Source organism: Nonomuraea cavernae, assembly GCF_014646355.1.
Taxonomy (GTDB): domain Bacteria; phylum Actinomycetota; class Actinomycetes; order Streptosporangiales; family Streptosporangiaceae; genus Nonomuraea; species Nonomuraea cavernae.
This window is the reverse complement of the sequence record NZ_BMNH01000012.1, coordinates 1-13814: the sequence shown is the minus strand read 5'-3', so window position 1 is coordinate 13814 and position 13814 is coordinate 1. Positions and strand designations below refer to the sequence as shown.

Annotated in this window: 13 protein-coding genes; 11 read left to right on the top strand and 2 right to left on the bottom strand. The window is 71.3% G+C overall.

Annotated elements, in window-relative coordinates:
* The first annotated feature begins 159 nt into the window (after positions 1 to 159).
* The 9 genes from argC to IEY82_RS19985 all read left to right on the top strand — a co-directional run bounded on the left by argC (position 160) and on the right by IEY82_RS19985 (position 9334).
* Complete coding sequence (gene argC / locus IEY82_RS20025) at positions 160 to 1197, top strand: N-acetyl-gamma-glutamyl-phosphate reductase (protein ID WP_225263459.1); 1038 nt, start codon at positions 160 to 162, stop codon at positions 1195 to 1197.
* Positions 1194 to 2345: a bifunctional glutamate N-acetyltransferase/amino-acid acetyltransferase ArgJ gene (gene argJ / locus IEY82_RS20020; protein ID WP_189125695.1), complete on the top strand. Its 1152-nt coding sequence runs from the start codon at positions 1194 to 1196 to the stop codon at positions 2343 to 2345. Before argC ends, argJ begins: the two co-directional genes overlap by 4 nt.
* Positions 2342 to 3220 carry an acetylglutamate kinase gene (gene argB / locus IEY82_RS20015; protein ID WP_189125694.1) on the top strand — a complete coding sequence of 293 codons (879 nt, stop codon included), beginning with the start codon at positions 2342 to 2344 and terminating at the stop codon, positions 3218 to 3220. Before argJ ends, argB begins: the two co-directional genes overlap by 4 nt.
* Positions 3213 to 4391 carry an acetylornithine transaminase gene (locus IEY82_RS20010; protein WP_189125693.1) on the top strand — a complete coding sequence of 393 codons (1179 nt, stop codon included), beginning with the start codon at positions 3213 to 3215 and terminating at the stop codon, positions 4389 to 4391. Before argB ends, IEY82_RS20010 begins: the two co-directional genes overlap by 8 nt.
* Positions 4388 to 5311: an ornithine carbamoyltransferase gene (gene argF, locus IEY82_RS20005; protein ID WP_189125692.1), complete on the top strand. Its 924-nt coding sequence runs from the start codon at positions 4388 to 4390 to the stop codon at positions 5309 to 5311. The genes IEY82_RS20010 and argF overlap by 4 nt, the downstream gene beginning before the upstream one ends.
* Positions 5308 to 5877 carry an arginine repressor gene (locus IEY82_RS20000; protein WP_189125691.1) on the top strand — a complete coding sequence of 190 codons (570 nt, stop codon included), beginning with the start codon at positions 5308 to 5310 and terminating at the stop codon, positions 5875 to 5877. The genes argF and IEY82_RS20000 overlap by 4 nt, the downstream gene beginning before the upstream one ends.
* Before the next feature lie 52 nt (positions 5878 to 5929).
* Positions 5930 to 7129 carry an argininosuccinate synthase gene (locus IEY82_RS19995; RefSeq protein ID WP_189125690.1) on the top strand — a complete coding sequence of 400 codons (1200 nt, stop codon included), beginning with the start codon at positions 5930 to 5932 and terminating at the stop codon, positions 7127 to 7129.
* A gap of 124 nt (positions 7130 to 7253) precedes the next feature.
* Complete coding sequence (gene argH / locus IEY82_RS19990; protein WP_189125846.1) at positions 7254 to 8651, top strand: argininosuccinate lyase; 1398 nt, start codon at positions 7254 to 7256, stop codon at positions 8649 to 8651.
* Complete coding sequence (locus tag IEY82_RS19985) at positions 8633 to 9334, top strand: DNA-3-methyladenine glycosylase (RefSeq protein ID WP_189125689.1); 702 nt, start codon at positions 8633 to 8635, stop codon at positions 9332 to 9334. The genes argH and IEY82_RS19985 overlap by 19 nt, the downstream gene beginning before the upstream one ends.
* Here IEY82_RS19985 and IEY82_RS19980 read toward each other — a convergent pair.
* The gene (locus IEY82_RS19980; RefSeq protein WP_229697621.1) at positions 9271 to 9627 is read right to left on the bottom strand and encodes a PH domain-containing protein; all 357 of its coding nucleotides are present in this window, start codon (positions 9625 to 9627) and stop codon (positions 9271 to 9273) included. The genes IEY82_RS19985 and IEY82_RS19980 overlap by 64 nt on opposite strands.
* Before the next feature lie 131 nt (positions 9628 to 9758).
* Here IEY82_RS19980 and tyrS point away from each other — a divergent pair, with 131 nt between their 5' ends.
* Positions 9759 to 11024, top strand: a complete 1266-nt coding sequence (gene tyrS / locus IEY82_RS19975; RefSeq protein ID WP_189125687.1) for a tyrosine--tRNA ligase — start codon at positions 9759 to 9761, stop codon at positions 11022 to 11024.
* 156 nt (positions 11025 to 11180) lie between these two features.
* Here the strand turns inward: tyrS and IEY82_RS19970 are convergent, their stop codons facing one another.
* A complete protein-coding gene (locus IEY82_RS19970) occupies positions 11181 to 12476 on the bottom strand; it encodes a glycosyltransferase family 39 protein (protein ID WP_225263402.1) in 1296 nt (431 codons plus the stop codon).
* 154 nt (positions 12477 to 12630) lie between these two features.
* Between IEY82_RS19970 and IEY82_RS19965 the strand changes: the two genes are divergently transcribed.
* The gene (locus IEY82_RS19965; RefSeq protein ID WP_189125685.1) at positions 12631 to 13056 is read left to right on the top strand and encodes an HAD family hydrolase; all 426 of its coding nucleotides are present in this window, start codon (positions 12631 to 12633) and stop codon (positions 13054 to 13056) included.
* The last annotated feature ends 758 nt before the right edge of the window (positions 13057 to 13814 follow it).

The window sequence follows — 13814 nt, the reverse complement described above, 5'->3', positions numbered from 1 at the left end:
CGGTACGCGCGCTAGAGCGACGTTCCGGGTGCGTGGCCATGCAGTGCAGGCCCGATGAGCCTGTCTCGTCGAGCGGACACGCCGGGCTTCCGGCTTGCATACCCATCCTGATCGGTGCATCATCTTCACAAGCAAACTCATAAGTGTGAGTGCATGAACATGCAGGAGGTCGGGATGAGAGCGGCGGTGGCGGGAGCCAGCGGCTACGCGGGAGGCGAGCTGCTCAGGCTGCTGCTCGGCCACCCGGAGTTCGAGATCGGCGCGCTCACCGGAGCCTCCAGCGCGGGCAGCCGGCTCGGCGCCCACCAGCCGCACCTGCCCCAGCTCGCCGATCGGGTCATCGAGGACACCACCGCCGAGGCCCTGTCCGGGCACGACGTGGTCTTCCTGGCGTTGCCGCACGGCCACTCCGCCGCGGTCGCCGCCGGGCTGGCGCCGGACGTCGTCGTGGTCGACTGCGGCGCCGACCACCGGCTCGCCGACCCCGCCGCCTGGCAGGAGTTCTACGGCGGCGAGCACGCCGGCACCTGGCCGTACGGCCTGCCGGAGCTGCCCGGCCAGCGCGAGGTGCTGAAGCAGGCCCGCCGCATCGCGGTGCCCGGCTGCTACCCGACCTCCGTCCTCCTCGCCCTGATGCCCGCGTTCGCCGCCGGGCTGGCCGAGCCCGACGTGGTCGTCGTGGCGGCCAGCGGCACCAGCGGCGCCGGCCGGTCGCTCAAGCCCCACCTGCTCGGCAGCGAGGTCATGGGCGCGGTCAGCGCCTACGGCGTCGGCGGGGTCCACCGGCACACGCCCGAGATGGAGCAGGGGCTTTCGGCCGTGGCCGGCACGCCGGTGCGGGTGTCGTTCACCCCGACCCTGGCCCCGATGAGCCGCGGCATCCTCGCCACCTGCACCGCTCCCGCCGTGCCCGGGCTGACCAGGGCGGCCGTCCGCGAGGCGTACGAGAGCGCGCTGGCCACCGAGCCGTTCACGCGGCTGCTGCCCGAGGGCGTCTGGCCCTCCACCGCGATGACCTACGGCGCCAACACCGCCGCCGTGCAGGTGACGCTCGACGAACGCGCCGGGCGCCTGATCGCCGTCATCGCCATCGACAACCTGACCAAGGGCACCGCCGGAGGCGCCGTCCAGAGCACCAACCTCGCCCTCGGCCTGCCGGAAGAGCTCGGCCTCCCCCTGACAGGAGTTTCTCCATGAGCGTTACCGCCCCCCTCGGCTTCAGGGCCGCGGGCATCGCCGCCGGGATCAAGGCCGGCGACGCCCGCGACCTCGCCCTCGTCGTCAACGACGGGCCAAGCCGCGCCGCCGCCGGGGTCTTCACCGCCAACCGGGTGAAGGCCGCTCCGGTGCTGTGGTCACAGCAGGTCCTGCGCGGCGGAAGGGTCCGGGCGGTCGTCCTCAACTCCGGCGGGGCCAACGCCTGCACCGGCGCCGAAGGCTTCCAGGACACCCACGCCACCGCCGAGGAGGCGGCGGGCGCGCTCGGCGACTCGGCGGGCGAGATCGCGGTCTGCTCCACCGGCCTGATCGGCGAGCGGCTGCCGATGGACCTGCTGCTGCCCGGCGTCCGGGTGGCCGCCTCGCAGCTGGCCCGCGACGGCGGCCTGGCGGCGGCCGACGCCATCCGCACCACCGACACGGTGTCCAAGATCTCCTTCAAGCGCGGTGACGCGTACATGGTGGGCGGGATGGCCAAGGGGGCGGGCATGCTGGCGCCGGCCATGGCGACCATGCTGTGCGTGCTCACCACCGACGCCGACCTGACCGCCGAGCAGCTCGACACGGTGCTGCGCGCCGCGACCTCCCGCACGTTCGACCGGCTCGACACCGACGGCTGCATGTCGACCAACGACACGGTCCTGCTGCTGGCCAGCGGCGCGTCCGGGGTGACGCCCGATCTCGCGGAGTTCGAGCAGAAGGTCACCGAGGTCTGCGCCGACCTGGCCCGGCAGCTGCTGGTCGACGCCGAGGGCGCCTCCAAGGCCATCGCGATCGAGGTCGTCGGCGCCGCGTCGGAGGACGACGCGGTCAAGGCCGGCCGCGCCGTCGCCCGGTCCAACCTGCTCAAGTGCGCCATCCACGGCGAGGACCCCAACTGGGGCCGCGTGCTGTCCGCCGTCGGCACGACCGACGCGGAGTTCGAGCCCGAGCGGCTCAACGTCGCCATCAACGGCATCTGGGTCTGCCGGGGCGGCGCGGTCGGCGACGACCGGTCCAAGGTCGACATGCGTCCCCGCGACGTGACGATCACCATCGACCTGTCGGCGGGGGCCGCCTCGGCCACCGTCCACACCACGGACCTGACGGCCGACTACGTCCACGAGAACTCGGCGTACTCGTCATGAGGGCCTCCAGCGCGCACACCAAGGCCGGCACGCTGATCGAGGCGCTACCCTGGCTGGCCCGCTTCCACGGCGCCACCGTAGTCATCAAGTACGGCGGCAACGCGATGACCGAGGAGTCGCTCAAGGAGGGCTTCGCCGAGGACATCGTCTTCCTGCGCTACGCCGGGCTCAGGCCGGTCGTCGTGCACGGCGGCGGACCCCAGATCAACGAGCACCTCGACAGGCTGGGCATCGAGTCCACGTTCACGGCGGGGCTGCGGGTCACCACGCCCGAGGCCATGCAGGTGGTCCGGATGGTGCTGGTCGGCCAGGTCAATCGCGACGTGGTGGGCCTGATCAACCGGCACGGCCCGTTCGCGGTCGGCATGTCGGGCGAGGACGCCCACCTGTTCACCGCCGAGCGCAAGCACGCGCTGGTCGACGGCGAGCAGGTCGACATCGGCCAGGTGGGCGAGATCGTCAAGGTCGACGCGAGCTCCGTGCGGACCCTGATCGAGCACGGCCGCATCCCCGTCGTCTCCGGCATCGCGCGCGGCGAGGACGGGGAGATCTACAACGTCAACGCCGACACCGCGGCCGCCGCGCTCGCCGTGGCGCTCCAGGCGCAGAAGCTGGTCGTGCTCACCGACGTCGAGGGCCTGTACGCCAACTGGCCCGCCGACACCGACGTGATCCACCACCTCGACGCCGACGCGCTGGCCGCGTTGATGCCCACCCTGTCCAGCGGCATGGTCCCCAAGATGGAGGCGTGCCTGACCGCGGTCCAGGGCGGGGTCCCGGGGGCGCACGTGATCGACGGCCGGGTGCCCCACTCGCTGCTGTTGGAGATCTTCACCAACGAGGGAATCGGAACCATGGTGACGCCCAATGAGTAACAACAACGACATCAGGCACAGGTTCGAACAGGCCTTCATGCCCAACTACGGCGTCCCGCCGGTGGCGCTGGCCCGCGGCGAGGGCACCCGGGTGTGGGACGTCGACGGCCGCCAGTACCTCGACTTCGTCGGCGGCATCGCCGTCAGCTCGCTCGGCCACGCCCACCCGGCCCTGGTCGAGGCGGTCTCCCGGCAGGTCGCCACGATCGCCCACACCAGCAACCTGTTCCTGCACGAGCCCGAGGTGCTGCTCGCCGAGCGGCTCCTCGGCCTGCTCGGCGCGCCCGGCCGCGTCTTCCTGGCCAACTCCGGCACCGAGGCCAACGAGGCCGCCTACAAGCTCGCGCTCAAGTACGGCCGCCGCGAGGGACGGGGCTACTTCGTCGCCGCCGAGAACGGATTCCACGGCCGCACGATCGGCGCGCTGTCGCTGACCGGCAAGCAGTCCATCCGTGACCAGTTCGGCCCGTTCCCGGTGGACGTCCGATTTGTCCCCTACGGCGACGCGAGCGCCCTCAAGGAGGCGGTGTCCGGCGACTGCATCGCGGTCTTCCTGGAGCCGACTCAGGGCGAGGCAGGCGTCGTCCCGCCGCCCGACGGCTACCTCGTGGCGGCTCGCGAGATCTGCGACGCGACCGGCGCGCTGCTGGTCGCCGACGAGATCCAGTCGGCGATCGGCCGCACCGGCCACTGGTTCGCCCACCAGGCGGACGGCTTCCTGCCCGACATCCTCACCCTGGCCAAGGGCCTCGGTGGCGGCCTGCCGATCGGGGCCTGCATCGGCTTCGGCGAGGCGGGCACCCTGTTCGACAAGGGCGACCACGGCTCGACGTTCGGCGGCAACCCGGTCGCCTGCGCCGCCGCGCTGGCCGTGCTCGACCACCTCGACCTCGACCACGTCAAGGCGGCCGGAGCCCGGCTCCGCTCCGGCCTGGAGGCGATCGACCACCCGCTGCTCAAGGGGGTGCGCGGCCGAGGCCTGTGGCTGGCCACCGTGCTGAGCGAACCGCGCTCGGCCGAGGTCCAGCGGGCCGCCGCCGCCGCGGGCTTCCTGGTCAACGCCCTGCAACCGGACGCCGTACGGCTCGCGCCGCCGCTGGTCGTGACGGACGGCGAGATCGACGCGCTGGTGGCGGCCTTCCCGGCGATCCTCACCGAGGCGGCCCAGTGACCACCAGACACTTCCTGCGCGACGACGACCTCTCGCCCGCCGAGCAGGCCGAGGTGCTCGACCTGGCCGACGCGATGAAGAAGGACCGCTACGGCCACCGCCCCCTCGAGGGGCCGAAGACCGTCGCGGTGCTCTTCGACAAGCCCTCCACCAGGACCAGGGTGTCCTTCGCCGTCGGCGTCGGCGAGCTGGGAGGGCTGCCGCTGATCGTCGACGGCGGGTCGTCGCAGCTCGGCCGGGGTGAGTCGATCGAGGACACCGCCCGGGTGCTCGAACGGCAGGTGGCCGCCATCGTCTGGCGCACCGCCGGGCAGGAGCGCGTCGAGGCCATGGCGGCGGGCACCACCGTGCCCGTGGTCAACGCGCTGACCGACGAGTTCCACCCCTGCCAGATCCTGGCCGACCTGCAGACCGTGCGCGAACGCCTCGGTCAGACCGCCGGATTGACGCTGACCTACCTCGGCGACGGCGCCAACAACATGGCCCACTCCTACCTGCTGGGCTGCGCCACCGCCGGGATGCACGTGCGGATCGGCGCCCCGATCGGCTACCAGCCGGACGCGACCATCCTGGTCCGGGCCGCGGAGATCGCCGCGAGGACCGGCGGCTCGGTGGTGTCGCTGTCCGACCCGGTCGCCGCGATCCGGGGCGCGCACGTCGTCGCCACCGACACCTGGGTGTCCATGGGCCAGGACGGCAAGGACGAGCGGGTGGCGGCCCTGCTGCCGTACCAGGTCTGCTCCGAGCTGATGGAGCACGCCGCGGACGACGCGATCGTGCTTCACTGCCTGCCCGCCTACCGCGGCCACGAGATCACCGCCGAGGTGCTCGACGGCCCGCGCAGCGCGGTGTGGGACCAGGCCGAGAACCGCCTGCACGCCCAGAAGGCACTGCTCCAGTGGCTGGTGACGTCCTCATGACCATCCCCATGACCAAGGTCGCGCGGCAGGCGAAGATCACCGACCTGCTGCAGCGGCAGCCCGTGCGCTCCCAGCCGGAGCTGGCCAAACTGCTCGCCGAGAGCGGCGTGGAGGTCACCCAGGCCACGCTGTCGCGTGACCTGGACGAGCTGGGCGCGCTCAAGCTGCGGGCCGAGGACGGCTCGCTCGTCTACGCGCTGCCCGGCGAAGGCGGCGGCCGGATCCCGCTGGCCCGGGTCGGCATCGGCGGCGAGTCGCCGGCCGCCCGGCTGCACCGCATCGCGGAGGAGCTGCTGGTCTCGGCGGACGCCTCGGCCAACCTCGTCATCGCCCGGACCCCGCCCGGAGCCGCGCAGTTCCTCGCCTCGGCCATCGACCACGCCGGTTGGGAGTCGATCCTCGGCACGGTCGCCGGCGACGACACCATTCTCGTCATCAGCCGCGATCCGCAGGGAGGTCCCATGGTCGCCGATGCCCTGCTGAAGGCGGCCGACCGGCGCGCGGCGCAGGAGCTCGGCGGCAGAGAGCGAAACCCGGCGCCGCCGGACGAGGCAACGACAATCTGAACACGCCGGACGGCCGGCCCGCCGCCACGGACTCAGCAATGGAGATGATGACATGACCGAGAGAGTGGTTCTCGCCTTCTCCGGCGGGCTCGACACGTCCGTCGCCATCCCGTTCCTCGCCGAGAAGATGAACGCCGAGGTGATCGCGGTCGCCGTCGACCTGGGGCAGGGCGGCGAGGACATGGAGGCGATCCAGAAGCGCGCGATGGACTGCGGCGCCGCCGAGTCCGTCGTCGTCGACGCCAAGGAGGAGTTCGCCGCCGACTTCTGCGTGCCGGCCCTGCAGGCCAACGCCCTCTACATGGACCGCTACCCGCTGCTGTCGTCGCTGTCGCGACCGCTCATCGCCAAGCACCTGGTGACGGCGGCCAAGCGATTCGGCGGCACGGTCGTGTCCCATGGCTGCACCGGCAAGGGCAACGACCAGGTGCGGTTCGAGGCCGGCCTGGCGGCGCTCGCGCCCGACCTGAAGGTCGTCGCCCCGGCCCGCGACTTCGCCTGGACCCGCGACAAGGCGATCGACTTCGCCGAGCGGAAGGGCCTGCCGATCGAGACGACGAAGAAGAACCCGTTCTCGATCGACCAGAACCTGTGGGGCCGGGCCGTCGAGACCGGCTTCCTCGAGGACATCTGGAACGGCCCCACCGAGGACGTCTACTCCTACACCGCCGACCCGTCCGTGCCCCGCGAGCCCGACGAGATCGTCATCACCTTCGAGCGGGGCGTCCCGGTCAAGCTCGACGGCCGGGCGCTCACGCCGTACCAGGTCATCGAGGAGCTCAACCGGCGCGCCGGCGCGCAGGGCGTCGGGCGGATCGACCTGGTCGAGGACCGCCTGGTCGGCATCAAGTCACGCGAGGTGTACGAGGCACCCGGCGCGATCGCGCTGATCACCGCGCACATGGAGCTGGAGAACGTCACCGTCGAGCGCGACCTGGCCCGCTTCAAGCGCGGCGTCGACCAGCGCTGGAGCGAGCTCGTCTACGACGGCCTGTGGTTCTCCCCGCTCAAGAACGCCCTCGACGCGCTCATCGCCGACGCCCAGAGGTACGTCTCCGGCGACATCCGCATGACGCTGCACGGAGGGAAGGCCACGGTCACCGGGCGCCGCTCCGAGGAGTCGCTGTACGACTTCTCCCTGGCCACCTACGACACCGGCGACACATTCGACCAATCCCTGGCCAAAGGCTTCGTCCAGCTGTTCAGCCTGCCGGCCAAGATCGCCGCGGCCCGCGACGCGAAGCGCGGGTGATGTGCACTAAGGTCGCGCCCGGGGACTCGGAGAAGCGAGCGACGCACGACGCCGACGAGCACCGGAGTGGCCGCGACCATGAAAAGCCGACGTGAAGGAGACACTGGTGAGTGATGGCAAGCCGATGAGGCTGTGGGGCGGGCGGTTCGAGGGAGGCCCGGCCGACGCGCTGACGCGGCTGTCGGTGAGCGTGCACTTCGACTGGCGGCTGGTGCCGTACGACCTGGCGGCGTCACGCGCGCACGCCCGCGTGCTGCGCAAGGCGGGGCTGCTCAGCGAGGACGAGCTCGGACGCATGATCGGCGCGCTCGACGACCTGGAGCGCGCCTGCAAGGCGGGCGAGTTCCGGCCGACCGTCGCCGACGAGGACGTGCACACCGCGCTGGAACGCGGCCTGCTGGAGCGGCTCGGCTCGCTCGGCGGCAAGCTGCGCGCCGGACGGAGCCGCAACGACCAGATCGCCACCGATCTCCGCCTCTACCTGCGCGACCACGCCCGCACGATCGTCTCGCGGCTGGTCGAGCTGGAGACGGCGCTGATGGCCCAGGCCGAGCAGCACGCTGACACGGCGGCGCCCGGCATGACGCATCTGCAGCACGCGCAGCCGGTGTCCTTCGGCCACCAGTTGCTCGCGCACGTGCACGCCTTCGCCCGCGACATCGACCGGCTCACCGACTGGGACAAGCGCGCGGCGGTCTCGCCGCTCGGCGCCGGCGCGCTGGCCGGCTCGTCGCTGCCGCTCGACCCGCAGGCGGTGGCCGCCGAGCTGGGCTTCGACAGCGCCGCGCCCAACTCGATGGACGCCGTGGCCGACCGCGACTTCGCGGCGGAGTTCCTGTTCGACGCGGCCCTGATCGGCGTGCACCTGTCGAGGCTCGGCGAGGAGATCGTGCTCTGGGCCTCGCAGGAGTTCCGCTGGATCGAGATGGACGACGCCTACTCCACCGGCTCGTCGATCATGCCGCAGAAGAAGAACCCCGACGTGGCCGAGCTGGCCCGCGGCAAGTCCGGGCGGCTCATCGGCAACCTCATGGCGATGCTCACCACGCTGAAGGGCCTGCCGCTCACCTACAACCGCGACCTGCAGGAGGACAAGGAGCCGGTGTTCGACACCGTCGACACGCTGCTGCTCGTCCTGCCCGCGATGGCCGGCCTGGTCGCGACCATGCGGGTCAACACCGCGCGGCTGCAGGCGTCGGCCCCCGACGGGTTCGCGCTCGCCACCGACCTGGCCGAGCTGCTCGTACGCCGGGGGGTGCCCTTCCGCGACGCGCACGAGGCGGTCGGTCACCTGGTGGTGTGGTGCCAGGTCAACGACAAGGACCTGGGCGACCTGAGCGACGACGAGCTGGTCAAGGTGTCACCGCACCTGACGCCCGACGTCCGCGACGTGCTCAACGTGCCGGGCGCGCTGGCCGCCCGCAAGGCCCACGGCGGCACCGCCCCCGACCGCGTCCGCGACCAGCTCGTGGCACTGCGTGAGGCGGTCGACGCCCAGGCGGCATGGGCGGCGGGCTCCTGAGCTCCGCGCCGCTGCCGCGCGGCTTCTTCGACCGGCCGTCGCCCGAGGTGGCGCCCGACCTGCTCGGGCGCGTGCTCGTGCACGGCCCGGTCGCGGTGCGCCTCACCGAGGTCGAGGCGTACGGCGGCCCCGGCGAGGATCCCGCGGCCCACACCTACCGGGGCAGGACTCCGAGGAACGCGGTCATGTTCGGGCCGCCGGGCCACCTGTACGTGTACTTCACCTACGGCATGCACTTCTGCGCCAACCTCGTGTGCCTGCCGGAGGGGCACGGGTCGGCCGTCCTCTTACGAGCCGGTCAGGTCGTGGCCGGCGCCGACGTCGCCCGTGCCCGCCGGTCCGGCGGTGCCAGGCCCGTGGCCGAACGCGATCTCGCCCGGGGCCCGGCCAGGCTGGCGGTGGCGCTCGGCCTGCGGCGCGAGCACAACGGGATCGACGCCGTGGGCGGCGGCCCGGCCGGGAGTGCCGGACGCCTGGCCGGCGGGGCGGTCGTGCTCGACGGCAGCCCGCCCGGCCCCGAAGCGATCAGGTCGGGCCCGCGGACCGGGATCTCGACGGCCAAGGACACGCCCTGGAGATTCTGGATCGACGGCGACCCCACCGTGTCGCCGTACCGCGCTCACGTGCCGCGCCGGCGCAACGCGGCTGCCACCTCGGTGGGGGAGGCGCCGCCCAGGTCGTGAGCGCTGAAGATGTGCAGGCCGTCACCGGTGTCGATCTCCAGCATCTCGTTGCGCACGCCGTACCTCCTGCGTACGTCCACCGTGATCTCCTCGATCTGCTCCCACGGCACGTGCCGCCTGCCGGCGAAGCCGTGCACCACGGTGATGCCGCTCTCGTCGGCCGCCAGGCGTACCGGAACGAGGAGATCGCGCAGCCCCATGCCGCCCAGCAGGACGGCCGCGGGCACGGCGAGGATCACCCCGCGCGGGTCGTCGCCGACGTACCAGAACACGGCGAGACCGGCACAGGCCACAGCCCCTAAGATCTTGAAAACGGCCAGCTCGCGACGGACCCTCCACATGGACCACGAGAGTATCCAAGTAGCGGTCATCAGTCGCGATCAGGCAGGCTGTAACCACTGACGTCTATCGGAAAGCCAGCACCGTGACCGACATTCTGGATGAGCTCGAATGGCGCGACGTCCTCGCGCAGACCACCGACGCCGACGCCCTGCGCAGGGCGCTGTCGGAGGGTCCGATCACGGTCTATGCCGGCTTCGACCCGACCGCCCCGTCGCTGCACATGGGCAACCTCGCCACGCTGCTGATCCTCACCCGGTTCCAGCGGGCCGGCCATCGGCCGATCGGCCTGGTCGGCGGCGCGACCGGCCTGATCGGAGACCCCAGCGGGCGCAGCACCGAACGGGTGCTCAACACCTCCGACGTCGTGGCCGAATGGGTGGCGAAGATCCGGGTCCAGGTGGAGAGGTTCCTCTCCTTCGACCCGGGGCCCACCGCCGCGACGCTGGTCAGCAACCTCGACTGGACGGCGGAGATGTCGGCCATCGACTTCCTGCGCGACATCGGCAAGCACTTCCCGGTCAACCGGATGCTCGCCCGCGAGTCGGTGTCCGCCCGCCTCGGCGGTGACGGGCTGAGCTACACCGAGTTCAGCTACCAGATCCTGCAGGCCAACGACTACCTCGAGCTCTACCGGCGCACCGGCTGCACGCTCCAGGTCGGCGGCAGCGACCAGTGGGGCAACATCACCGCCGGGGTCGACCTGATCCGCCGGGTCGAGGGCGCCCACGTGCACGCCCTCACCGGCAAACTGATCACCAAGGCAGACGGCACCAAGTTCGGCAAGACGGCGGGCGGCGCGGTCTGGCTCGACCCGGCCCTGACCTCGCCCTACGCGTTCTACCAGTACTTCCTCAACTCCGACGACCGCGACGTGATCCGGCTGCTCAAGGTGTTCACCTTCCGCGGTCGCGAGGAGATCGAGGAGCTGGAGAAGGCGGTCGCCGACCGGCCGTTCGCCCGCGTGGCGCAGCGCACCCTGGCCGAGGACCTGACCACGCTCGTGCACGGCGCCGGCGAGCTGGCGGCGGTGGTCGCCGCGTCCAAGGCGTTGTTCGGACAGGGCTCGCTGGAGGAGCTGCCCGCCTCGACGCTGGAGGCGGCGCTGGCCGAGGTCCCGAAGGCTGCCGTGCCCGCGCTCGGCACGCCGTTCGTGGATCTGATGGCCGAGAGCGGCCTGGTGGAGTCCAAGTCGGCGGCCCGGCGGGCGGTCAAGGAGGGCGGCGCCTACCTCAACAATGTGAAGATCACCGACGAGTCGTACGCACCGGTGGCCGACGACCTGCTGCACGGGCGGTTCATGGTTCTGCGGCGCGGCAAGAAGGCGATCGGCGGCGTCGAGGTCGGCTGACGGGCGAGCGGGCCTCTTCCAGGATGGAGAGGCCCGCTCAGCACCGGCTCACCTCCGGCTTTCGCGTCGCGCCAGGGTGGGCTCGCGTCCGGCCGTCGTGTCGCAGCCGGGTGGGCTCGCGTCGCCGCCGGTTCGCGCGTCGGTGCTGGGCCCGTGTCAGCGCCTGGCGAACAGCGTCACGGTGAGGCCGGGCAACTCCGCCGAGTGCCAGGACGTGGCCACCGCGAAGCCGGCCTCCTGGACGGCCTTCACCTTCGGCAGCTTCAGGCCCGCCTGCTTGGTGCCGCGCCATACGACCCAGACCCGGCCGCGGTCGGCGAGCGCCTCGCCCACGTCCCGCCGCTCGGGATAGGCGAAGCCCCGGGGGTCGGGCTCGCGGCTCAGGAGGAGCACGTCGTCCGGCATGCCGGGGCTCGCGTAGTAGTCGAAACCCGCCCGGACCGAGCTCTGCCCGAACACGATCGCGTCCCCGGGCCGCGTGTCCACCCTCCGAACCGCGCCGGGAAAGTCCTCGAACCGCCCGTTGAAGTCGCGTACCTCCACCTGCTGCGCGATCCCCGCGGCTCCGGCGCCGACCACCAGCACGCAGCAGGGAACGACTGCCATCCGCGGGACGCTCGCGGCGGCGATGCCCGCCAGCAGCGCCAGGGCGGGCGCGGCGACGAACAGGTAGCGATCGACGTAGACCGGCGTGACGAGGTGGGACACGGCGAGCAACAGCAGCGGCGGCAGCACCAGCCACCCCAGCAGCCCGCCCGCCCACGCCCGGTCACGCAGGAGCACCGCGGCCACCAGTGCCATCACGAACAGCGGCACCCCCACCTCGGCGGCTCCGGCCAGCATCTTGGGGAACTTCAGCAGCACCTCCGGCCCGCGCTGCGAGATCCAGCTGACCGCATGCCGCTCGCCGTACCCGACCAGCCCCAGGACGACCGCCGGAATGCCGCCGAGGGCCATCGCCGGAATCATCCGCGCCAAGGGCATCCGCCCGGTCACGGCGGCCAGCAGCTGCGCGGGCAGCACCAGCACCGCGAACAGATGTGTGCAGCACACCAGCGCCACCGACACTCCGTACAGCACCCAGCCGCGGCCTCGCGCCGCCCGGTGCAGGGCCCAGAACGACAGGACGACCGCCGCCGCCGCGAAGGCGTACGAACGGGCATAGGCCCCGTAGTACGACACCGACGGCAGCAGCGCGAGCACCAGTGCCGCGGTGATCCCCGCCCGGGTGCTGTGCAGCCGCCGGCCGAGATCGCACAGCAGCCACGCGGCCAGCCCGATCGCCAGCGCCGACGGCAACCGGAGCCACAGCTCGTCTGTGCCCACCTTCATCCAGAGGTGCATGAACAGGTAATAAGGCAAGAAATGTCCGTCGATGTGGCGGGCCAACTCCCAGAGCCCGGACAGCGACCGGGAGGCGGCGCTGAGCGTCGCCAGCTCATCGCCGTTCAACGAGGCCGAGCCCGACCCGCTGAGCGCCACAGCCGCCGCCAGCGGTCCCGTCCACCAGTGGCTCCGCCTACGCCTCGATGCGGCCAATGGTGCAGGCGAAGCTGTCGCGACGGTAGTGATCATCGGGGCAGAATACGCGCATAAGCTGCGGGACATGACTGAAGTGATCATGTTCGACCTGTACGGAGTCATCGCCCGGACCCAGACGGACGATGCGAAACACCGTCTCGTCGACCTCGCCGGGGTGCCGGGGGACAGCTTCTGGCAGGCGTACTGGCTCTGCCGCCCGGCCTACGACGCGGGCCAGGACGGCGTCGCCTGCTGGGCCACCGTGGCGGAACGCCTGGGCATCTCGTTCCCGGACGTGCCGGCGCTGATGCAGGCCGATCTCGACAGTTGGTGCCGGGTCGACGACGAGATGGTGTCGCTGGTGTGCGAGCTGGCCGACCAGGGACGCACGCTCGGTCTGCTGTTCGTCGACGACAACGAGGCCAATGTCCTGGCGGCGCGGGAGGCGGGAATGGCGGCGGAGCTGTTCACCTCACCCGCCCAGGTCCGTGCCCCCGCGCTACGAGACTGACTCTTGGCCGTAGCGGCTGGCCCGGCGGCTGCGGCAGTACGAGGCCGCTTCGGACGCAGATGTGAGGGGTTTCCCGCACGCGTCGGTGCGTTGCCCGAAGATTCGGTGCGTTCTACGGAAAACGGCAGGCCCCATGGTGGCCCGTGATGCTTGGGGGCATCACTCGAAGCAGCCGAGACAATCCAGGGGAGTGACGGCCGCGTGACAGGGGCGCGGGGCGGCCCGTCGGGATGCGGTGGTCATGGCCGAGTGATCGAGGCCGGGGCCTCGTCAGGCCATCTGCGCAGGTGGAGTCGTACGTACGCGGGTCGGCGCGCGCTGGACGTCCGCCGCGATTTGACGACTGGCGGATCGCGACCTACTCTTTCAGTTCGCCCCGGGAGTGAGCCGGACGCCACTGGCGGACGGGCCCCAGGGCAAGCCCCTTGAGAAACGAACCACTCGGTCGAGACGCTCCAACGCGTGTCCAGGCCGATCCGTCGCGGGCACGTCCAGGTCACCGATAAATCGGTTGATTCGACAGGCTCAAGATGGCACGGTAAGTTGAGAGGGTTGCCCCGGAGACGGGGTGTCAAATTCTAGACAGGTTCGATTTGTCTCCTGCAAATCTCCGGATTTGACACAGATGAAGCTCCTGTTAAAGTTGGAAACACGAAGTGAACGCCTCTGAGCGGGCCTGAATGGTTTCGGGTTTGTGAGGGTGTACGCGTCCGTTTCTTGAGAACTCAACAGTGTGTTAAAAGCCAGTGCATGATGCA